The organism is Shewanella decolorationis (assembly GCF_004354305.1).
GTDB classification, from domain to species: Bacteria; Pseudomonadota; Gammaproteobacteria; order Enterobacterales; family Shewanellaceae; genus Shewanella; species Shewanella decolorationis.
The window spans coordinates 1,533,771-1,554,384 of sequence record NZ_CP037898.1; the positions used below are offsets into that span (position 1 = coordinate 1,533,771).

18 protein-coding genes and 1 other annotated feature are annotated in these 20,614 nt (G+C 49.8%); of the genes, 5 read left to right on the plus strand and 13 right to left on the minus strand.

Going from position 1 to position 20,614, the window contains the following annotated elements; translation table 11 throughout:
- Nucleotides 1-28: 28 nt before the first annotated feature.
- From fhuF to EYR25_RS06945, 13 genes are all read right to left on the minus strand, one after another.
- Nucleotides 29-1,078, minus strand: a complete 1,050-nt coding sequence (gene fhuF, locus EYR25_RS06885) for a siderophore-iron reductase FhuF (protein WP_133178946.1) — start codon at nucleotides 1,076-1,078, stop codon at nucleotides 29-31.
- A 91-nt stretch (nucleotides 1,079-1,169) separates the two neighbouring features.
- On the minus strand, nucleotides 1,170-3,383 hold the full coding sequence (locus tag EYR25_RS06890) for a TonB-dependent siderophore receptor (RefSeq protein WP_165953469.1): 2,214 nt from the start codon (nucleotides 3,381-3,383) through the stop codon (nucleotides 1,170-1,172).
- Between the two features lie 84 nt (nucleotides 3,384-3,467).
- On the minus strand, nucleotides 3,468-5,357 hold the full coding sequence (locus tag EYR25_RS06895; RefSeq protein WP_133178948.1) for a putrebactin synthase: 1,890 nt from the start codon (nucleotides 5,355-5,357) through the stop codon (nucleotides 3,468-3,470).
- A 24-nt stretch (nucleotides 5,358-5,381) separates the two neighbouring features.
- On the minus strand, nucleotides 5,382-6,074 hold the full coding sequence (locus tag EYR25_RS06900; RefSeq protein ID WP_165953470.1) for a GNAT family N-acetyltransferase: 693 nt from the start codon (nucleotides 6,072-6,074) through the stop codon (nucleotides 5,382-5,384).
- On the minus strand, nucleotides 6,074-7,555 hold the full coding sequence (locus tag EYR25_RS06905; protein WP_133178949.1) for a lysine N(6)-hydroxylase/L-ornithine N(5)-oxygenase family protein: 1,482 nt from the start codon (nucleotides 7,553-7,555) through the stop codon (nucleotides 6,074-6,076). Before EYR25_RS06905 ends, EYR25_RS06900 begins: the two co-directional genes overlap by 1 nt.
- 575 nt (nucleotides 7,556-8,130) lie before the next feature.
- Nucleotides 8,131-8,412, minus strand: a complete 282-nt coding sequence (locus tag EYR25_RS06910) for a DUF2798 domain-containing protein (RefSeq protein ID WP_023265553.1) — start codon at nucleotides 8,410-8,412, stop codon at nucleotides 8,131-8,133.
- A 182-nt stretch (nucleotides 8,413-8,594) separates the two neighbouring features.
- Nucleotides 8,595-9,020 carry a glycerate kinase gene (locus EYR25_RS06915; protein ID WP_133178950.1) on the minus strand — a complete coding sequence of 142 codons (426 nt, stop codon included), beginning with the start codon at nucleotides 9,018-9,020 and terminating at the stop codon, nucleotides 8,595-8,597.
- A gap of 225 nt (nucleotides 9,021-9,245) precedes the next feature.
- Nucleotides 9,246-10,082 (minus strand): tryptophan synthase subunit alpha, encoded by an 837-nt coding sequence (gene trpA, locus EYR25_RS06920; protein ID WP_133178951.1) that lies wholly within the window; start codon nucleotides 10,080-10,082, stop codon nucleotides 9,246-9,248.
- A 5-nt stretch (nucleotides 10,083-10,087) separates the two neighbouring features.
- On the minus strand, nucleotides 10,088-11,278 hold the full coding sequence (gene trpB, locus EYR25_RS06925; protein WP_133178952.1) for a tryptophan synthase subunit beta: 1,191 nt from the start codon (nucleotides 11,276-11,278) through the stop codon (nucleotides 10,088-10,090).
- 109 nt (nucleotides 11,279-11,387) lie between these two features.
- Nucleotides 11,388-12,797 (minus strand): bifunctional indole-3-glycerol-phosphate synthase TrpC/phosphoribosylanthranilate isomerase TrpF, encoded by a 1,410-nt coding sequence (gene trpCF / locus EYR25_RS06930; RefSeq protein ID WP_425057219.1) that lies wholly within the window; start codon nucleotides 12,795-12,797, stop codon nucleotides 11,388-11,390.
- Between the two features lie 77 nt (nucleotides 12,798-12,874).
- Nucleotides 12,875-13,918, minus strand: a complete 1,044-nt coding sequence (gene trpD / locus EYR25_RS06935) for an anthranilate phosphoribosyltransferase (RefSeq protein ID WP_133178954.1) — start codon at nucleotides 13,916-13,918, stop codon at nucleotides 12,875-12,877.
- Nucleotides 13,918-14,526 carry an aminodeoxychorismate/anthranilate synthase component II gene (locus tag EYR25_RS06940; RefSeq protein WP_133178955.1) on the minus strand — a complete coding sequence of 203 codons (609 nt, stop codon included), beginning with the start codon at nucleotides 14,524-14,526 and terminating at the stop codon, nucleotides 13,918-13,920. Before EYR25_RS06940 ends, trpD begins: the two co-directional genes overlap by 1 nt.
- A gap of 10 nt (nucleotides 14,527-14,536) precedes the next feature.
- Nucleotides 14,537-16,219, minus strand: a complete 1,683-nt coding sequence (locus EYR25_RS06945; protein ID WP_133178956.1) for an anthranilate synthase component 1 — start codon at nucleotides 16,217-16,219, stop codon at nucleotides 14,537-14,539.
- 51 nt (nucleotides 16,220-16,270) lie between these two features.
- Nucleotides 16,271-16,378: a sequence feature (Trp leader region), on the minus strand.
- Between the two features lie 210 nt (nucleotides 16,379-16,588).
- Here EYR25_RS06945 and rnm point away from each other — a divergent pair.
- The 5 genes from rnm to rluB all read left to right on the plus strand — a co-directional run bounded on the left by rnm (nucleotide 16,589) and on the right by rluB (nucleotide 20,512).
- Nucleotides 16,589-17,449 carry an RNase RNM gene (rnm, locus tag EYR25_RS06950; RefSeq protein ID WP_133178957.1) on the plus strand — a complete coding sequence of 287 codons (861 nt, stop codon included), beginning with the start codon at nucleotides 16,589-16,591 and terminating at the stop codon, nucleotides 17,447-17,449.
- Nucleotides 17,446-18,066, plus strand: a complete 621-nt coding sequence (locus EYR25_RS06955) for an L-threonylcarbamoyladenylate synthase (protein WP_133178958.1) — start codon at nucleotides 17,446-17,448, stop codon at nucleotides 18,064-18,066. Before rnm ends, EYR25_RS06955 begins: the two co-directional genes overlap by 4 nt.
- Before the next feature lie 189 nt (nucleotides 18,067-18,255).
- Nucleotides 18,256-19,044, plus strand: coding sequence for a segregation and condensation protein A (locus EYR25_RS06960; protein WP_011622247.1), 789 nt, complete (start codon nucleotides 18,256-18,258; stop codon nucleotides 19,042-19,044).
- Nucleotides 19,045-19,047: 3 nt separating this feature from the next.
- Nucleotides 19,048-19,644 carry an SMC-Scp complex subunit ScpB gene (gene scpB / locus EYR25_RS06965; RefSeq protein WP_011622248.1) on the plus strand — a complete coding sequence of 199 codons (597 nt, stop codon included), beginning with the start codon at nucleotides 19,048-19,050 and terminating at the stop codon, nucleotides 19,642-19,644.
- Complete coding sequence (rluB, locus tag EYR25_RS06970; RefSeq protein ID WP_011716577.1) at nucleotides 19,637-20,512, plus strand: 23S rRNA pseudouridine(2605) synthase RluB; 876 nt, start codon at nucleotides 19,637-19,639, stop codon at nucleotides 20,510-20,512. The genes scpB and rluB overlap by 8 nt, the downstream gene beginning before the upstream one ends.
- Nucleotides 20,513-20,614 lie beyond the last annotated feature (102 nt).

Here is a 20,614-nt window from a genome sequence, read left to right on the forward strand (position 1 = left end):
GCCCTTATAAGTTGCCTGACCGATAAGGCTAAGCTTGCGCGGCACGTTTGGCTTGGGCGCGCGTGGCTAATGGACAATCGCCGCAGCGATGACTGTTGGTGAGTTGATACCTTAAGCAGCATACGCGGCGAATATTGTCAGCGTGAGAAGCTGAGGCGGGCAGCAGATTAATGCTGTTGTAGAGTGGATTCGCCTCGCCATCTTCAAAGGCTTTTGTGTTAAATAGAAGTTCCTTAAGGTGCACAAATTCAATTTCTGGCAATGCCATTTCGCCTAAATACCAGTGAATAAGGTAGCCTAAATGGCTCCAATACAGCTTGGCGGGTGTTGGGCTTAAACCGGTTAATCGCTCAACACTAGGGACTAGATGGCGTTGAATCCACTGAATAAGTTGTCGTTCGCGGTGGGGCGTTAAGACCGTGGTTTTAACTATGGCAGCTTTTACTATGGCGGTTTTCACCTGAGGAGTTAGTGTTAATTGAAACTCAAAACCCGCGACTCTGCCCGAATCGTGGGGCCTAAGATAAAAATGCTCAGGCGCTATATCAATTTGCTCAATGGTGCTCGCGAGCGAGTGCGGCGCGTTAATAATCCATTCCAACATTGGCGGCACTAACAGACCAAAATACCACTGCCCCCAGAGCGAGTGCAGGGCTTTGGAATTATGGCTATGGCTGAGCAAAATCTGCTCGGGAATTTTTCCTGTCGGGATGGAAGATGTGGTTTTTGCCAAAGGAGGATAGGCCTTGGCAAAATCCAGTAATAGCTGCTGATAAACTGCTGGTTGACTCCAAGTGTCAAAACAGAGCCCTTGGGGCTTAGTGGTTACCACAAAATGCTGGGCATAAAAAGGGGCGCGCTGCGCTAGGCACTGATTAAACTCCTGAGCTACTTGAGTTAAATCCATTTGACTCTTTGTTAAATCCATTTGGTTATTTGTTAAACCGAGTTCTGTTTCCTTGGCGCTCGCAGTGTTTAAACTTTGCGAGCATTTGCTATGGCAGTGCTTGGTATGACTCAGTTTAGTCTTACTGGAAAGCTTGACTAAGGCAGGGGCTGACTCTCCTTGGCGCGCCATAATCACTCCTTAGGCTTGAATGGATTAAACTGCGGTGAACTCAAGACTCTCCGCAGTTTTCATTGATGAACAACTGGTTATTGACAGCCTGTTAGAAGCGATAATCCAAATTCACGCTCATGCTGCGTGGGGCGCCGTATTGGAACTGGCTATATTGACCCACTTGGCTGTAATAGGTTTTATCTAAGGCGTTGTGCACATTGGCGCTTAGCTTTAGCTGCTCGGTAAAGGCATAACTTGCCATTAGGCTGGCCAATGCGTAGGAGTCTTGTTCAACCTCGACTCTGCCTAAGGGCGAGTTCACGGTTTGGTAGACACGGCTTTGCCAATTAACCCCAGCGCCAAGCTGCAACTTGTTCCAATCGCCGCTAAAGGTATAAGTGGTAAAGAGTTTTAGCTGCTGGCGAGGGGAAGTGGTGTTGATGCGATTGCCCTTAGGATCGTCGGTGCTGAATTGGGTGTAGCCGAAGTAGATATTCCAGTCATCGGTGATTTTGCCCGTGGATTCAAACTCAAAGCCTTGGGTCTTAGTGCCATTAACCTCTCGATACACAGGAATAGTGGTGCCCGGCAACACATCACCAGTGCGTTCGCCAACATTATCTTGGCGAATTTCAAATACCGACAACGACATATCTAAGCTTTCATCCATCAAGCTGGCCTTAATGCCCGCCTCGTAGTTTTTGCCTTTGACGGGATCGATGTAACTGGCATCGATGCGCTGCAAGGTTTGCGGCGCAAAAATATCCGTATAACTGGCGTAAAGCGAGTATTGCTCGCCCAGAGCGTAGGTCAGGCCAAAATAGGTGGTGAGCTCATTGTCGACGTTGAAATCATACTTGCTGCCAAAGTTATCTTGGTCGGTTTGCCACTGGTTCAGGCGCAGCCCCGCAAGCAATGCCAAGGCATCGGTCAGATTAAGTTGCGTGGCCACATAGGCGGCGCTTTGCTCGGTTTCACCAAATGAACCCGTGGTGTGAGTCTCTTTCCACTGAGGTTTTGGATACTGGAAGTTGGGATCGCGAAAATCCCCCAAGGGCGGCACGGCGGCCGTAGGATAATAGTAAGGGTTGGCAAACTCTTGGCGCTGACCCGTCCAACCAAAGGTGAGTTGATGTTCTTGGCCAAACAGGGCGAACATTCCCTGCGCCCGTAAGTCGAGGTTATGTTGGGTACGACTACCGTCGACATAGGCGATTGAGCCTGCGGTTGCGCCTATGTTTGTTACCGGATCGGGATACCCCGTAGCCCAGAGTACATCGTATTTCAGTGAGTTATCGCCGTAACTGTAGGTGCCTTTTAGCTCCCAACCGTTATCAAAACGATGTTCAAGGCTGGCGAAGGTATTAAGCCCTTGAGTATGCGCCGAGGCCCAATCGGGGGCGGTAGAAGTGGCGCGATCGTAATTTGTACGGCTGCCATCACTGTGGAACAGCGGCAGACCGCCGGACATAGTGCCTTCGGGCGTTGTGTCTTGATAATCCACGCCTAAGGTAAGCAGTGTGCTGGCGGTAATATCGGCTTCAACAATGCCATAGAGGGTGGTGCGTTGCTGCTCGTATCTGTCTTGGAAGGATTCTTTATCCTGATAGGCTGCGACAATACGACCACGAATGCTGCCACTGTCGTTTAAGCCGCTGGATAAATCGACCATACCGCGCAGATTGTTCCATGAGCCGACACTCACTGAGGTGCTGCCCATAAATTCTTGGGTCGGGCGTTTACGAATAAGGTTAATCGCGGCCGAAGGATTACCCGCACCTGTCATTAATCCTGTGGCGCCACGGACAATCTCCACCCGCTCGTAGATGGCGGTATCGATAAGGTTATCGCCGTAGTTAAAACGGGTGTCATAAGTGGTGGGCACGCCATCGTAAAGAATACTAGTGACCGCAATTCCGCGGGAGCTGATGCTGTATCTGTCGTTGTCCATTGGCCGAGCATTGATGCCTGCTACGCTAGTCATGGCTTCGATGACGCTGTTTAGTTGTTGGTCATGCATCATTTGACTGGTAACAGAGGTGACGGATTGCGGCGTTTCTAAATAGGACAAATCTAGACCCGTGGCCGTATTCATCGCCTGAGTTTTATAGCGATTATCGTGGAGATCCTTAGCGCCAACGACATTAATGATTTCAATGTCTTTAGTGGATTTTTTCTGGGTATCGCTGGCATTGGCATAAGCATAGGGCGTGCTGAGTATGGCAGAGCAGAGGATTAGCTCTGGGCGTTTGATGACGAGTTGGCAGTGCGCCGCGAGTCGGTTGAGGGGGAAGGTTTTCATAATAATGATCTTAAATTCCATTTAGGCTGTTTGATTGACTAGGTTGTTTTTGGGCACAGACGCGTGCCCAGAGTGGGCGTGGGCCCACTCAAGGTTAAAAGTGATTTAGGGTTTGGGTTTAAGCTTCTGATTTCCAAAGGCATGGCTTTGCCTAAAGGCGGCTAGCGGATTATCAATCCCGCCCGCAAAGCGCAGATTTTTCTCCCTGTCGGCTAGGTCAATCATCTGCTGGTTGTTATTAAGCTGAATGCGATTCAGGCAAGTGCGAACGAAGCTGTCTTTAAAGAGATCGTATTGTGCAAATTTGTCCGCCAACTGCGGATGCTGCGCTTGATAGTCGCGCACATTGTCTGCCACCAACTCCCAAAATAGCGTTTCGCTGACCTCGGTTTGCTTATCCAGAATGGGCGCTAAATAACGGAAAATACAGTCGAAAATATCGAGCAAGATATAGTTGAGCTTCATATCTTCCTCAAGCTCGACCGCAAGGCGCTGCACTTCTTGCGGCAGTGGCTCGCTGCCGTTGAGTACCGCGACTTCTTCCCCGATATCCTTCATCAATATTTTGACTGGGATGCCGGCATCCAGCACTAAAATCAGGTTCTCGCCATGGGGCATAAACACCAGATCGTAGGCAAAGAAAGCGTGCAGTAGCGGCGATAAGTAGAGGTTGAGATAGCGCTTGACCCACTCCTTGGCGCTTAAGCCTGAGTGCGCGATTAAGGCGGCAAGCAGGGCTTGCTCCTGATGATCGACGTGTAATAGCGCCGCCATGGTCATCAGGGTTTGCTGCGGCTCAATATGCGGCAACGGACTCTCGCGCCACAGCGCCGACAGCATTTTCTTATAGGCGCTATCTTGGGTGAGTGCCTCTTCGTAATATCTGTGGTGATAACCGATTGCGGCGATTTCTTTTAGGATCACAAAACCTTGCTCGGCAAAATAGCTATCGCTTTCGATAAGCTTGGCCACCCAAGCGTTGATCTGCGGGGTGCAGCTCATATACAGCGGCGAAAGTCCGCGCATAAAGCCCATGTTTAAGATAGAAAGCGCGGTTTTGACGTAGCATTTTTGCGGCGCAGTTAAGTTAAAGAAGGTGCGGATCGATTGTTGAACTTGGTAGCAATCTTGGCTTTCGCCGAGGTAAATAATGTCGCCACGGGCGATTTCGCCAGCAAAAGTGCGGGCAATTTTTTCGCACCACTGCCAAGGATGAACGGGCATAAAATAAAAACCATCGACCGCTTGCCCCTGTGCGCTTAAGTGTTGTTGAAACGCGGTGAACTGTTCGCCAAGCTCCTGTTTTAACAAGCTATCATGGTCCAATCCTTCGAGGGCGGAGAAGGTGGTTTTGTCCTTACGCACCGCAATCCACACTAGCTTAAGCGCGCTGGCACTCTCGGGGGCAAATTGGTCATAGTCCTGCATATCAAAACCAATGCGGCCATTGTTGGCGATAAACACTGGGTGCCCCTCGGTCATGCCCGCCTCAATCGTTTGATAGTCGGCCTTAGCGAGTGCTGCGGCGGGGATGGCTTGATGGGTCAACTTATAGGCCTTGCTGTAGAGGGTGCTGGTGATTTCCTCAAGGTAAGTGGGCAACAGGGTTTCACTTATGCCCAAGGCATCTTTCAGTTTGATAATCAAACTCATGGCATCGAGTGGCTTCTCTTGGCCCGCGCTGCTGACCCGAATCGACCCGGTTTCTATCTCAAGGTGGTCGAGCTGATAATGGCGCGCACTGAAGTAATAGGTACAGTCCTTGAGCCTTAGCTCATAGTGATTGATGCCTGCCGCTTGGCGGTAAATTTGTGGGGTGATGATCTTCTCATGGGTAAATTCGCAGAGGATTTTTTTCACCAAATGGCGATTGGCTGCCTGCCAATATTCCGGCATTAAGTGGGCGGGAACATGCGTGTGGACAGCGGCCTCCAGCGTGGGGAATTCGGCTTGAGTGAATGGCTTGAGTAATGCGCGGTTAGTGGCTAAGTTCATCGGGTTACCTGCGAAGTGATAGGGTTAACTGCGGTTGCATGGGTTGCATGGGTTGCATGGGTTGCATGGGTTGCATGGGTTTGCATGGGTTGCATGGGTTACTTGAGTCGCTTGAGTTGCAGTGCGCGGCATTAAAAGTGCGCTGGTCTTTTGCGCTAATTGTCGACTCTGGGCGCTACAAAAACCGAGGAAGGCGGCTTTGCTGCGCAGTTGAATGGCCTTTTGGTAGCGGATCCCAATTTGGCTATTTAAGCGGTGAATTTTGTGATTTTGCTGATCCGGCTCGACCACCATTCGCTTAAAGGCAAGCTTTTCGAGAATAAGCTCGGCAATAGCCTGCATTACTTGGCCGGACAAGCCATGAACAGGCTTGCTCTCAAGTGGCGCGAGGATGAGGTGCATACCGCAATCGAGCCGCTCCACGACATAATGCTCACCCACTTCATCCTGGGCTGGATCGTACAACTCCACCATAAACAGCGGTTTGGCTTGCCATTCGCCTATCAGCGCAAGCTTGTGCTCGCTCGGCGCCAACGCCTGAGCAAGTGCATCGAGACTCATCCCCTGCATCCCCCAAAAGCGGGCATAGTCTTGGTTAAACCAGCTCTGCAACATAGCGAGGTGTTGGGGGAGATTGAGAGGTTTAAACACAAACTCATTGACCACAATGGGTGTGGAGAGCGAGGCCGCACAGTGGCGACTCCAATGTCTGGCCATTACTGCGCCTCCTTGTTTGGCGCCATCAAGACCGACAGGCTGCCGCCCGAAGGGCTTATCCGCAGTGCAGCTTGTGGTTCAAGGCCGCGATGCTGCGTAGGTTGCACCGCCGAAGATATAGTCTTGCTTGATGTGGCTGAATGGGTGCTGCTGGTGGGCAGGTTTTGCTGCGTGCGGATCTTAGTTGGGTCGAAGGTTTGGAAGGCGATACTGTCTTCAATCGGATAGGGCGCGTAACCTAAAACCGCTTGCAGAATCGTCGCATTGCGGTAGCAGCCCATGCCCAGATCCGGTGAGCTGATGCCATGGGTATGCAGACCCGCATTTTGGATAAAAATATCGCCTCTGATATCGATGCCATAATCCCGCTGGATGGCGAGTTGGCCGCGATCATCAAATTCAATTTGTGATTTAATGCCTTGAATAAACTCGGGTAAACGATATTGATAGCCAGTACCTAAGACGACGGCGCCCGTTTGTTGTTCGAGGGCATATTCCTGCTCGAGGTGGTTGAACTTGAGTGTCAGCTTATCGCCCGAGGTCTCTATCTTATCGAGCGCCACGTTGGTCAGCAGCTGGCATTGGATATCGCTGACTAAACGTTTTTGGTAAAGCAGATCATAAATATCGTTGATTAACTCGGCATTGATCCCCTTGTAGAGGGATTTTTGATTTGCAATCAAGCGGCTGCGTTTTTCCGGCGACAGTTCGTGGAAATAATCCACATAATCTGGCGAAGTCATTTCTAGGGTGAGTTTGGTGTATTCCAGCGGATAGAAGCGTGGCGAGCGGGTCATCCAATTTAATTGATAACCATAGGTATCAACATCTTGCAGCAGATCGTAAAAGATTTCCGCCGCGCTTTGGCCACTGCCGATCACGGTAATGGCGCTTTGGCTCTGCAGGTAAGTTTTCTGCTGCATATAGCTGGCGCTATGCATCACGCGAGGGTCGTGCATCGGGCAATTGTCGGGCACATAGGGCGTGGTGCCCGTGCCGAGCACCAGTTTTCGGCACAAATAGGTTTGGGGCTGGCCGCTGCGTCTATCAACCCCCGTTACATGGTAGATACCTTCACCGGCGTTGTAATCTAATTGCGTGACCTTAAAACCGAATCTCAGATTGGAGAGTTGTTTGCTAACCCATTGACAATACTGGTTATACTCATTCCGTGGCAGGAAAAAGTTTTCACGGATATAGAAGGGATACAGCCTGCCAGTTTGCTTGGCAAAATTGAGGTAGCTATAGCGACTGGTGGGATCGGCCATGGTCACTAAGTCGGACATAAACGGCGTTTGCAGCCGAGAGGCGCTGAGCAACATGCCGGGGTGCCAGTCAAACTCGGTTTTGGCATCTAAAAATAAACAGCTAAAGCCATCGATGGGTTCACTCAGGGCGGCCAATCCGAGATTGAATGGACCTATGCCGATACCGAGTAGATCGAAAATCCTGCGATCGTTTTCCTTTTTTGGGGTAGTCACTTACGCCTCCTTAAGTTCCAGCTGCCAACCGAAACTGTGGTTGTCATCATCGGCTGATGGGCAAGTTAGGAGTGGTTCTCTCTATCTTTGCCGAGTGAGTCATTCCCTTATCTTGCGGATCAGGATCGGTTCCATGTGTTGCGCATAAGCTGAGGATTACTGCCTCAGCACAACGGTGAATAAATTAGCATTTGAAAAATTACAAATGCAAATCATTCTCATTTATGAGTTGTTAGAGGAGTCGTACTTTTGACTGGGAAATAAAAGACTGAAATACGGTTTATTTGCGAGGGAATTGCCTTAGCAAAAATGGTGTAAAACTTATTCTTAAGAACATTCTCGAAAATTATTTAAGCCAAATCAGTTGATTATATTTGAGTTGAATAGGGGGGGTATTTTGGGGTGATAGGCTTGAGCTGTGCCGATAAAAGCAACGAAAGTGTGAATAAAAGCTAAGTGTAAATCGACTGTAAATCCGAGTACTCTACTAGGTTATTAGAGTTGCGAGGGCAAACTGGGGGAAGGAAAAGCCATTTTAGAAAATGGCTTTAACGGCATTAAACGCAGAGGTGAGTTTAAGGTAATTGCACGAAGGCAGCGGTTAGCTTTCGCACTAAGGGGAGCACCATCAATAGAGTCGGGAAGGCAACAACCCAAGAGATAAACCATGCGCTAAACCAGAGCTCAACAAATTGTGCTGATGCACCGACACCATTGAAGGTACTGATCCCAGATACAATACAACTCATTAAAATTGATAGAAAAAATGGCATAACAACCGTAGCGTATTTGGCGGGTAATTTGGGAGTACCAAAAATCGTACGGTTTTTATTAGGTACAGAATCTAAGCTGGACATGGGGGCCTCAATCGGATTTGCTCTGGCGAAAAAATGTATAGATTAGGTTTAATCATTAAAACCTTAAGCACAACGAATTTGTCATTTTAGAGACAAAGTGGCCTAAAAGCCATTGACGCTTAGCCATGATTCACAGCCTCATTAGGTAATCTCATGGTTTAGGAAGGGAGTCTAACTTAGCCTTAATCTTGCCAGTTAGTCACCCATAATTCCCCAGTGACATTGACCCAATGACCGCGGGAGATCGGAGAGGTGCCCAGTTCGTTATCGAAGGGCAGGGTAAGGCTCGATTGCAATAGATACACAGTATCATCGGGCGTTTGGGTGATCTCAACGATTTGCCCGGATGCCTCAAAGTGACAATTATGTTTAGGGAATTTCAGACTCTGGCGGTGTTCAATGATGTCGGTCTGCAGGTTTGCCTTGGCTAAGCGGCCGAAGAGTTCAACCTTAACCCACTGATTAACTGGAAAACGTTGTTTAGCCTGTTGATCGCTACCCTGATAATAAAACCACACCGGGGCACCATTATCACATTGGGCGGCCACTTCACCCTGAAACCCACAACCCCAAGGGGTGACGTCGAGAATATAGATTTGATACTGCATAAAAAGTCCATTTACCATAACAAAAGCGTCGATGTTATTTGCCCTATATTAACATTTATCTCGTAAAGGCATGAGACGTAGATCCTAATATAAGCCTTGGGTTTGACAGTTTTAAGATGCAGTTTGTTCTCAGCTCTACATGGTTTTTGCCGCGGCACTCAATACGATAAAAAAGGCCAAATCCGCAGATTTGGCCTTGAATGACTGTGTAATTCCGATGGGGGATTAGGTTGCCGCTTTCATGGCGCGGGTAAATTCACCTAAGGTAGACAGTAGTTTTGCTTCATCCTGTTGATGGGCTTCGATAATTTTCACCACGGCCGAGCCCGAAATCGCGCCCGCTGCGCCCGCCTTGATGGCGGCGCTCACTTGAGCAGGCTCGGCAATCCCAAAGCCTAATAGCGGTGGCGGCGCATTGAATGCTTGCAGCTTAGCTAAAATTTCTTCAACGGGCGTACCCGCCTTAGTGTCTGTGCCAGTGACACCGGCGCGGGACAATAGATAGGTATAGCCTTCGCCACTTTGGCTCACTTTTTCTAGGGTTTCGCTATCGGCATTGGGCGGCGCGATAAAAATCGGCGCGATACCGTGGGTCTTCGCGGCTTGAATAAAAGGCGCCGCTTCTTCCACTGGCACATCGGCGATAAGCACTGAGTCCACTCCCGCTTGCTGCGCTTTGGCATAAAAAGCATCGATGCCATTAGCGAATACGAGGTTCGCGTACAGCAATAATCCAATTGGCAATTCAGGGTATTTAGCGCGAATTTGCGCTAATAAGTTGAAGCACTGTGTTGGCGTTGTACCCGCGGCGAGGGCTCTGAGGTTCGCGCCTTGGATCACCGGGCCATCGGCCAGCGGATCGGAGAAGGGAAAGCCTAATTCCAATGCATCGGCACCATTTTGCACTAAGGTGTCGATAATTTTCAGTGACAGCTCAGGGCTTGGATCGCCCAAAGTAACAAAGGGCACAAAGGCGCCACAGCCTTCGGCTTTTAAACGGCTAAACGCGGCGTGATAACGGCCGCTTTGCTGAGGGATAGTTTGGGTTGCAGTGTTGCTCATCTTAGTTATTCCTCTTTACCGTTTAAAATGTCTGACACAGTGAAAATATCTTTATCGCCTCGGCCCGAGAGGTTAACGACCAAAATGGTTTCTTTGGTGCACTCTTTCGCTAGGCGCAGGGCATAGGCGAGGGCATGGGCCGATTCGAGCGCGGGGATAATCCCTTCGCTGCGAGCCAATAATTGGAAGGCTTCTAAGGCTTCATCATCGGTGGCCGATTCGTAGCGCGCACGGCCAATCGCGTTCAAATGGGCGTGCTGTGGGCCAACGGAGGGAAAGTCAAGGCCTGCCGAAATCGAGTAAGACTCTTCGATTTGGCCTTCACTGTCCTGCATCAAAGGCGCCTTCATACCAAAGAAAATCCCAGTTTTGCCATGTTTGAGCGGCGCACCGTGCATATGGGTATCGATGCCTTTACCTGCGGGTTCGACCCCAATCAGCTCGACACTGGTTTCCTCAATAAAGTCGGCAAACATACCAATGGCATTTGAGCCACCGCCGACACAGGCAATGACCGCATCGGGCAGACGACCTTCGCGCTCAAGTATTTGTTTTTTGGTTTCTTCACCAATAATACGTTGGAATTCACGCACTATGGTCGGGAAGGGGTGCGGCCCTGCGGCTGTGCCTAATAGATAGTGGGCTTTTTCGTAGCTGCCAGACCAGTCGCGCATCGCCTCGTTACAGGCATCTTTTAAGGTGGCTGAACCAGAGGTCACAGGGATAACCTCCGCGCCCATCAGCCGCATTCTAAATACGTTGGGAGATTGGCGGGCCACGTCTTTCGCGCCCATATACACTTTGCATTTTAACCCGAGCAGTGCACAGGCCAGAGCCGTGGCAACACCGTGTTGGCCTGCGCCGGTTTCGGCAATAATTTCCTTTTTACCCATACGTTTAGCCAATAATGCTTGGCCCAATACCTGGTTGGTTTTATGGGCGCCGCCATGGAGTAAATCTTCCCGCTTGAGGTAGATTTTCACCATAGGGTTAGGGCTTAAATTGCGGGTTAAGGTAAGCGCAGTAGGGCGACCCGCGTAGTTTTTTAGTAAGTCAGTAAACTCGGCTTGGAAGGACTCATCGGTTTGCGCTTCAACAAAGGCACTTTCGAGTTGCTTGAGGGCTGGGACTAAAATCTGTGGTACATACATACCACCGTATTCGCCGAAATAAGGGTTAAGCTTTAACTGTGACATACCTTGTTCCTTATCCTATTTATTTGTTTCGAGGGCGGTTTAGGTTAACGCCATCGAGTTTCAATTCTTGCTAGCCTGTACTTTGCACAGGTTTTTTATAAAAGTGGGTCTAGAGTCGTAATTGACTAAATGCCGCTTGGATTTTCTCTGCCGACTTAACGCCGGGAGCCGTTTCGAGGCCAGAGTTAAAATCTAAACCGTAAAATCCTTGAGCATTGGCTCGGGCGGCATTGTCAGCATTGAGGCCGCCCGCGAGCATGGCCTCGGCTTTATGGGCAATGGGGAGTTGCCAATCAAAGGCTTGCCCCGTGCCACCAAAACCTGCGTCATTCTTGCTATCAAAAAGATAACGCTGCACACCTCTTGGCATAGCAGCAAGCTCACCGCTTTGAGCATCGACACTGACCGCCTTCCAAATTTGAGTGTTCAGTCCGGCCTGTTGCAGCAATTGGCTTAGCTCGACAATTTCCAGTTCAGTCTCACTGCCATGCAGTTGCAACGCGGCTAAACCACATTCTTGGGCGATACTTGCCATGAGCTCAGGCGTGCTGTTTACAAATACGCCGACAAACTCAATGGCGGGCAAGTTAGCGGCGCGGTATTGCTGTACTAACTGTTTGGCGGCATCTTGGGTGAGCGCGCGCGGTGATTTTTCAGCAAAAATAAGTCCTGCATATACGGCGCCGGCAGTGGCCGCCGCTTCAATATCCTCAAGGCGGGTGAGGCCGCAGACTTTATTGTGACCGAAGATCAATTTCCGGCAGGCTAAATCAATGTCTTCTTCGGCCATAATCGAGCTACCGACTAAGAAGCCATCGACCAGTGGACTTAAGCGGCGCACTTGCTCGTTAGTGTAAATGCCCGATTCGCTGATCACCACGCGATCGCTGCCGATGTGCGGCGCAAGGGCTTCTGTGGTGGCTAAATCGGTACTTAAATCCCGTAAGTTACGGTTATTAATGCCAATAATAGGTGCATTCAAGACGATGGCGCGTTTCAGTTCTTCCTCATTGCTGACTTCGGTCAGCACATCGAGTTGATACTTGGCTGCCTCACTAGCAAGTTGCTGATATCGCTCATCATCGAGCACAGAAAGCATCAGCAGAATCGCATCGGCGCCCTGATGTGCCGCCAACTTGATTTGATATTCGTCTACAAAAAAGTCTTTACACAGAATCGGTTGGCTCACTTTTGCCCGTACACTCGGGATATAGTCCATGTCCCCTTGGAAAAATTGCTCGTCGGTTAATACCGAGATTCCTGCTGCATACTTGGTATAAATAGAAGCGATGGCTTCGACATCAAAGTCTTTACGGATTAAGCCTTTGGATGGACTGGCTTTTTTGCACTCTAAAATATAACTCGCCTTCGGGGCTTTTAAGGCAGCAAATAGACTACGGTCCGATATTTTGGGGGTTAAGCTGTCTTCAGGAAAACGCAACTTAAGGGCGGCGATATGGGCGGCCTTGGTATCGACGATACGGGTTAAAACGTTGGCTTTTGCGGTGCTAGTTTGCATGCTACCCCTTACATCCTGCGATGCTTGATTATCTTCCGAGCGATGCGCCTCGGGTTGTTTAACCTGTGCCATGGTCATTATTCCTGTGCTTCGCTGCTGACTTTAGCGAGTTGATTCAGTAATTCAAAGGCTTTGCCGCTTTTTATGGTATTGAGCGCAAGGGCGGTGCCAGCTTTGACTGAGTCTGACAGGCCACACAGATATAAGGCACAACCCGCATTGATGGCAACCGCATGGGTGTGGGCATCGCTGCCTTGCCCTTGCAAAATTGATTGAGTGATTTTGGCGTTTTGCGCAGGCTCGCCCCCTTCAAGTTCACTCATTTGGGCCTGCGGCACACCAAAATCCGTCGGCGTTAATTGATATTCAATAATCTCACCGTCTTTGAGTTCGGCGACTTGTGTGCTGCCATGGAGTGCCACTTCATCTAAACCACTGCCGTGCACCACCATGGCTCTTTGCGTGCCAAGGGCTTGCAGTACGCGTGCGATGGGTGTCACCAGCTCTGGGCTATAGACCCCAAGCAGCATAAATTCTGGGCGCGCTGGGTTAATCAATGGCCCTAACACATTGAATAAGGTGCGAGTTTTCAGCGCTTGGCGCACGGGCACCGCATGTTTGACACCGCCATGGTAATGGGGCGCAAACAGGAAGCATAGATTGAGTGATTCCAGGCAACGGCTCGCCAGCTCGGGTGACATGGTTAAATCGATGCCAAATTGGGCGAGTAAATCTGAGGAGCCCGATTTGCTCGAGACTGAGCGATTACCGTGTTTTGCCACTTTTGCACCAGCGGCAGCGGCAACAAAGGCGGCTGTGGTGGAAATATTGATGGTATTAAAGCCATCGCCACCGGTGCCGACGATATCGATAATCCCTTCAGTCCGCTTAGATGCGGGATAAGGGAAAGGCTTTGCCGCAGCGTGCATTGCATCGGCGGCGCCACTGATTTCGGCAATGGTTTCACCGCGAATTTTAAGCGCCATTAACATTGCTGCCATCACGGCCTCATTCATTTCACCTTGGATAAGGGTGCTAAAGAGGCTCGCGGTTTGATCGCGGGTTAATGCCTTACCCTGAAACAAGATATCGAGCAGGGGCTGGATTGATGTCGTACTCATTATTTAGCTCCTGCGGTATTGTGGGCGATGTCTTGAGTCAAAAAGCGTAGGGTTTGGGTTAACAATGTGCTGCCCAAGGTCGTTAAGATGGATTCTGGGTGAAACTGAAAACCGACCGCCCTGTGCTCGGCGTGCAAAATCGCCATTGGCATATCATCGGTAGTGGCAATAACATCAAGACAATCGGGTACTTTTGTGGCGACTAAGCTGTGGTAGCGGGCGACAGGTAAGGGCGAAGGTAAGTTAGCAAACACGCCTTCACCATTATGGAAGGTGGGGCTGGCTTTACCATGAACCACAAAAGGCGCGCGCTCTACTTTACCGCCGTAATATTCCACCATGGCTTGATGGCCTAAGCAGATCCCCAGCATAGGCACTTTGCCCGCGACTTTGTCGATCAGCGCCATCATGGAACCCGCTTCATGGGGCGCACCCGGGCCTGGCGATAAGACTAAGGCACTCGGTTCGGTTTCCGCTAACAGCTTGTCGGCAATATAGTCGGCGGCAATATCGTTACGGTAGATCACCACTTCACAGCCAAGGCTTCTAAATTGGTCGACTAAGTTGTAGGTAAAGGAGTCGAAGTTATCGAGTAAATAGAGTTTCATCTTGGGCTCCTTATCTTTGTTGTTCAGTCGTTGTCGCTTGATGGCTTTCATCCAAGCCTGCGCCCATCTTGATAGCTGAAATCACCGCCTGCGCCTTTTGGCGCGTTTCATCGGCTTCACTCTGTGGATCGGAATCAAACACCACGCCAGCACCCGCTTGGATATGGGCCACGCCGTTTTTCACAAAGGCGGAGCGGATAACGATACAGGTGTCCATATCCCCAAGGGCGTTGAGGTAACCCACGGCGCCGCCGTAACTGCCGCGGCGGGTCTTTTCTGCCTGACGCACTAATTGCGAGGCGCGCACTTTCGGGGCGCCAACTAGCGTGCCCATATTCATGCAGGCCTGATAGGCGTGGAGCGCATCCAAGTCTTGGCGTAGTTGACCTGTGACGCGGCTGACTAAGTGCATCACGTGGGAATAACGGTCGACTTTAAGTAACTCGGCCACTTTGCGACTGCCACTTTGGCTGATTCGAGCGATATCGTTACGGGCTAAATCGACCAACATTAAGTGCTCGGAGAGCTCTTTTTTATCCAAACGCAATTCGAGTTCGATACGGCTATCGAGGTCGAAATCAATCTCGCCGCTTGAGGTTTTGCCGCGTTTACGGGTGCCTGCAATCGGGTAGACTTCGACCTGATTATTGCTGGCTTCATATTTCAGCGCGCTCTCGGGCGAGGCGCCAAACAGGGTGAAGTCATGGCCCCTGAAATAAAACATATAGGGGCTGGGGTTGGTTAATCGCAGCGCGCGGTAAGCTCCCAAGGTATTGGGGCAGGGCAGGCTAAAGCTGCGTGAAGGCACGACTTGGAAGATATCCCCGGCAATAATGTGTTCTTTTAAATCGATAACGGTTTGCTTGAAGTCCTCATCACTGACATTCACTAGCTCTGTGGCCATTATGCCAACGAGGGCGGGCGCAGGCGTTGCACTCCTGGCTAAGGCTTCACATTGGGCGCGGATATTCTCTGCTCGCTCGGCTAAGGCTTGGGTCACCTCGGAATGTTGTTCTGTGCCGTCACTGAAGTTGTGGGTGATAATTTCTGCTTGTTTTTGCTTGTGATCGATAAGAATTAAGGTTTCGGCGAGATAAAATAAATAATCAGGACAATCATTTGCACCATTTGGCGCTTCAGGCAGTGGCTCGACGGTATCAATCAAATCGTAGGAGATCACGCCACCTAAAAATAAGTCTTCGAATGCCGGTGTCTGACCACAGTCGATATGCTTTACAAACAAGCGCAAACCATCGAGTGGCGAGGTGGATTTTAAGCGCGCATCTTCATCCTTAAGCTCAGTGTCCTTTTGCAGCGTGACCACTAAGTTGTGACCATCGCGTTGGCATAGAGTTTGGCTTGAACGAGCAGTAAAAAATTGCTCAATGGGGGCGAGTAAACTGACGCCATTGTTACTCAGTGCGCTAAAGCGTAAACGATAGCCATCGCAGCGGATCATCAGCGCTGCATGGGTCATCACCATGCTCTTAAGATTTTCCTTGCTGTCGATTTCTGCCGATTCTAACAACATGGTATGGGGCGCATCTTGGGTGATGTGCTGGTACAGACGCAGTGGGTCGCTATGGTATGCCAGCGTCGCCTTGAGCGTATGCGAACGTGCGAATGTCTGTTGAGACGAGGCAAAATTTTCGCCATCGACTTGGGTAACCTGATTAAATGTCTTTAGGGTCATGCTTATCTCGCTTTTTATCCGTTTACCGCGTTGCAGACATTTTTCGCACCAACAAAAAAGCCCGCATTTCTGCGGGCTTTTTTGTTGATTCTGTTACTTTCAAATGAGCACAGAGCTTCACACCACCCGCTAAGTTGGGAAGTGCCACCACCAAATGATGTTGAAAGAAGCGTTAATCTGAGTCATTCAAAAGGGTCTCAATAATTCGTTAGTTGAGCTATAGAAAACATGAGCCTGAGGCGAAAGTCAATTGAATATTTTTCAAAATGATGGATTAACGTCGCTAAATCACTGTACCAAATGCCATTCCTACTCGATAAAGTGTGAGATAAATGCACATTTCATCTTAAATTCACGTACAATAACGGCATGAATACTCAAAGCATATTGGCTGACTTACACAGTCACACGACCGCATCCGACGGTCATCTCACGCCGTCCGAGCTGGTCGCCAGAGCCCTTGAAAAGGGCGTGCAGTTATTTGCGATTACGGATCATGATACGGTTGCAGGCTTAAGTGAAGCCCGCGCCTTCAATCAAGCGCAGGCTGAACCGTTAAAACTGATTTCTGGGGTTGAGATTTCAACCCGTTGGAATAGTTACGATATTCACATTGTGGCGCTCAACTTTGATGAGACCCATACCGAGTTGTTAGGCTTTTTAGCACATCAGCGTGAGTTGCGTGAGCAGCGCGCCGAAGAAATCGGCCATCGCTTGGCTAAAGCCGGGATTGAAGGCGCCTATGAGGGCGCAAAAGAGATTGCGGCAGGCGCAGCCATAAGCCGTGGTCACTATGCACGCTGGCTTGCCGATAATGGCCACGCGGTGGATATGCCAAGTGTGTTTAAACGCTATTTAGCTCGCGGTAAAACTGGCTATGTGCCCAATAACTGGGGCGATATGGCCAGCGCGATTAAGGTGATCCACAATGCGGGCGGCCTTGCGGTATTGGCCCATCCGAGCGGTTATAAGTTGTCGGCCAAATGGTTAAAGCGTTTAGTGCGAGAATTTAAAGAAGCAGGCGGGGATGCCATGGAAGTGGTGCTCGGCCAACAAACGGTGGACGATAGGGCCAATTTAGTGGCACTGAGTGTCCAAAATCAGTTGCTTGCATCGATAGGGAGTGATTTTCACTTTCCAAGCAATTGGATTGAACTAGGTAAAAATCTCTACCAGCCTCAAGGTATTGATTGGGTCTGGCAGTCGGGATCTTGGGTGGAACGACCATGAGTCAGTTTTTTTATGTACACGAAGTAAATCCACAGGCGCGTTTGATTAGTCAAGCCGTGGCTGTGCTTAAGTCCGGCGGTGTGATTGTATATCCAACCGATTCGGGCTATGCCCTCGGTTGTATGATTGGCGAAAAAGATGCGATGACGCGCATTACCCGCATTCGTCAAATCGAACACGATCATAATTTCTCCTTGATGTGCCGCGACTTATCTGAGTTAGCGACCTATGCCAAGGTGGATAATCAGGCCTACCGCATCTTAAAAAGCTGCACGCCTGGACCTTACACTTTCATCTTTAAGGCGAGCAAGGAAGTGCCCCGTCGTCTGCAAAATGATAAGAAGAAAACTATAGGTATCCGCGTGCCTGACAATGTGATTGCCTTAGCGTTGCTTGAGGCGTTAGATGCGCCGCTGATGTCGACCAGTTTGGTGATGCCAAATAGTGATTTTGCTGAATCGGATCCTGAGCACATTCGCGATCTGTTAGAGCATCAAGTGGATGTGATTATTCACGGTGGCTACTTAGGTGAGAAACCGACCACAGTCATCGATATGTCGGAAGATGGTTTCGAAGTGCTGCGTGAAGGCGCGGGTGATGTTACCCCCTTTCTCTAACCGCGATTTATCCTAAGAGATTAAGGCGATAAAACCATCATTTGACAGTATTATCGCCGCTCAATTGCGGGTATAATCGCGCGTTTGGCGTGGGGGCGCTTGCATAGCGAGCTTAAACCGCGCTCATTATGGGTTCGAGTTAGTCATCTACAACCGTTTAAAAACGATTGTTTTACATGGGGATAGCGGATGCAGGGCACGCAACAAAGTTTACCCTTAGCCGTTGTTCGCGGTCAGGCGATGACCGAAATGCCGCAGGATTTGTTTATTCCACCTGAGGCGTTAGAAGTGTTCTTGGAGTCCTTCGAAGGGCCGCTCGACTTACTTTTGTATTTGATCCGTAAGCAAAAATTAGATGTTGTCGATTTACCCATTTCGCAGATCACCGCGCAATATCTAGAATATATCGCGATGCTCACTCAGGCGCGTATCGAACTGGCCTCGGATTATTTGGTCATGGCGGCAACACTGGCTGAGATTAAATCCCGTCTACTGCTGCCGCGTATGGTGGCGGAAGATGAAGTGGAGGAAGATCCACGGGCCCAGTTGATCCGTCAATTGAAGGCTTATGAGGTAATCAAAGAAGCCTCGCAAAAAATTGATGATTTACCTCGGCTTGAACGCGATGTGTTTCAAGCAACCGCGGCACCTTCACCGAATATCAAACCTTTGGTGATCCCGCCTGATGTATCGTTATTTGAAATCGCCCGCGCCTTTGGCGAGGTGCTCAAACGTATCGATGCCAACGAAGATCATCATGTTAAGCGTGAACAGTTATCGACCCGCGAGCGCATGAGCCAAATTTTAGCCATGCTTAATAGCGAGACGTTTACGCCCTTTGAGCGTTTATTTAGCGTCGAAGAAGGCCGCGCCGGTGTGGTGGTGACCTTTTTAGCGCTGATGGAATTGGTCAAAGAATTATTAGTGGAATTGTACCAAACAGAGCCGTTTTCAACTATTTACGTAAAGGCCTATTAATTGATGCAGATAAATCCAATTCAATTAAAACAGCTTATTGAAGCGAGTCTGTTTGTATTGGGGAAACCCTTGTCTGTGAAAATGTTGAAAGAAACCGTGTTGGCGGATTTCAGTGTTTCCAGAGACAAAATAAAAGCCGCATTGGAAGAGTTGCAGCAGGATTATCAGGAACGGGGTGTTCAACTTGTGAAAGTGGCTGGGGGTTATCGCTTCCAGACCTTGGAAGTTCTGAGTCCTTTTTTGCAACCCCTGTGGCAGGAAAAAGCACCTAAGTATTCGCGGGCAACATTAGAGACCTTGGCGGTGATCGCCTATCGTCAACCCGTGACCCGTGGCGATATTGAGCAGGTGCGTGGTGTGGCCATTAGTAGCCATATCATTAAAAGTTTGTCAGATAGACATTGGATTAAAGTCGTTGGCCATAAAGAAGTCCCGGGGCGACCGGCACTCTACGCCACGACCTTAGAATTTTTAGCCTATTTTGGCTTAGATACCCTAGCGGATTTACCTGCGCTTACGGATACTGAGTCATTGCAGGCGGTATTTTCAGGTTTGAAAGTAACGCCTGAACAGTCAGAAGAGCAAGATACTAATGAGTGAAAAATTGCAGAAAGTCTTGGCCCGTGCAGGCCATGGCTCCCGTCGTGAGATGGAGGCATGGATTGCTGCAGGCCGAGTTAGTATTGATGGCGTGATTGCCAATCTTGGTGATCGTATCGAAGCCGATGCGAAGGTTCGCATCGATGGTAGGGCCGTATCGCTTAAGTCCGCCGACGATGTGATTTGCCGCGTACTCGCCTATCACAAACCCGAAGGTGAGATTTGTAGCCGTAAAGACCCTGAAGGTCGTCCAACCGTGTTTGACCGTTTGCCGAAAGTGCGTGACTCCCGTTGGGTTGCGGTAGGCCGTCTGGATATCAACACTTCAGGCTTATTGCTGTTTACCTCCGATGGTGAATTAGCAAACCGCTTGATGCACCCGTCTAACGAAGTTGAACGTGAATACGCGGTACGTACCTTTGGCGAAGTGCCTGAGGCTGCGGTACAACGTCTGCGTACCGGCGTAATGTTAGAAGACGGCATGGCGCAGTTCGATGCCATTAAAGCCGCAGGCGGCGAGGGCATGAACCAATGGTGGCACGTTTGTTTACGTGAAGGTCGTAACCGCGAAGTGCGCCGTTTATGGGAATCACAAGAGGTGCAAGTCAGCCGTCTTATCCGTGTGCGTTACGGCATGGTGGAATTGCCTAAATCTCTGCCTCGTGGTGGCTGGGTTGAATTGCCCATTGAGCAAGTTAACTACCTGCGCCAATTAGCGGGTCTTGAACCTGAAACTCGTACTATGCTGGCGGCCGATAAACACAGTGTGGCCCGTGCTCAGGTGAAGAGCGCTAAAATTCGCCGCGCAGTACGCAAGCATAAAGTGACCGCGACGCCTAAGGCTAAGCCAACACGTCAGCGCAGTTAATATCATTCGAGTGATGTTAATTCTCTCTGTAAAAAGGCCGCTTGCGGCCTTTTTTGCTTTCTGTGGCCAGTGGTTATGCTATAACAAGCCTAAAGATGACGA

Excerpts from the sequence above, each read along its gene's own strand:
- fhuF (WP_133178946.1), bottom strand. The coding sequence starts at position 1,078 with ATGGCGCGCCAAGGAGAGTCAGCCCCTGCCTTAGTCAAGCTTTCCAGT.
- EYR25_RS06890 (WP_165953469.1), bottom strand. The coding sequence starts at position 3,383 with ATGGAATTTAAGATCATTATTATGAAAACCTTCCCCCTCAACCGACTC.
- EYR25_RS06895 (WP_133178948.1), bottom strand. The coding sequence starts at position 5,357 with ATGAACTTAGCCACTAACCGCGCATTACTCAAGCCATTCACTCAAGCC.
- EYR25_RS06900 (WP_165953470.1), bottom strand. The coding sequence starts at position 6,074 with ATGGCCAGACATTGGAGTCGCCACTGTGCGGCCTCGCTCTCCACACCC.
- EYR25_RS06910 (WP_023265553.1), bottom strand. The coding sequence starts at position 8,412 with ATGTCCAGCTTAGATTCTGTACCTAATAAAAACCGTACGATTTTTGGT.
- EYR25_RS06915 (WP_133178950.1), bottom strand. The coding sequence starts at position 9,020 with ATGCAGTATCAAATCTATATTCTCGACGTCACCCCTTGGGGTTGTGGG.
- trpA (WP_133178951.1), bottom strand. The coding sequence starts at position 10,082 with ATGAGCAACACTGCAACCCAAACTATCCCTCAGCAAAGCGGCCGTTAT.
- trpB (WP_133178952.1), bottom strand. The coding sequence starts at position 11,278 with ATGTCACAGTTAAAGCTTAACCCTTATTTCGGCGAATACGGTGGTATG.
- trpCF (WP_425057219.1), bottom strand. The coding sequence starts at position 12,797 with ATGCAAACTAGCACCGCAAAAGCCAACGTTTTAACCCGTATCGTCGAT.
- trpD (WP_133178954.1), bottom strand. The coding sequence starts at position 13,918 with ATGAGTACGACATCAATCCAGCCCCTGCTCGATATCTTGTTTCAGGGT.
- EYR25_RS06940 (WP_133178955.1), bottom strand. The coding sequence starts at position 14,526 with ATGAAACTCTATTTACTCGATAACTTCGACTCCTTTACCTACAACTTA.
- EYR25_RS06945 (WP_133178956.1), bottom strand. The coding sequence starts at position 16,219 with ATGACCCTAAAGACATTTAATCAGGTTACCCAAGTCGATGGCGAAAAT.
- rnm (WP_133178957.1), top strand. The coding sequence starts at position 16,589 with ATGAATACTCAAAGCATATTGGCTGACTTACACAGTCACACGACCGCA.
- EYR25_RS06955 (WP_133178958.1), top strand. The coding sequence starts at position 17,446 with ATGAGTCAGTTTTTTTATGTACACGAAGTAAATCCACAGGCGCGTTTG.
- EYR25_RS06960 (WP_011622247.1), top strand. The coding sequence starts at position 18,256 with ATGCAGGGCACGCAACAAAGTTTACCCTTAGCCGTTGTTCGCGGTCAG.
- scpB (WP_011622248.1), top strand. The coding sequence starts at position 19,048 with ATGCAGATAAATCCAATTCAATTAAAACAGCTTATTGAAGCGAGTCTG.
- rluB (WP_011716577.1), top strand. The coding sequence starts at position 19,637 with ATGAGTGAAAAATTGCAGAAAGTCTTGGCCCGTGCAGGCCATGGCTCC.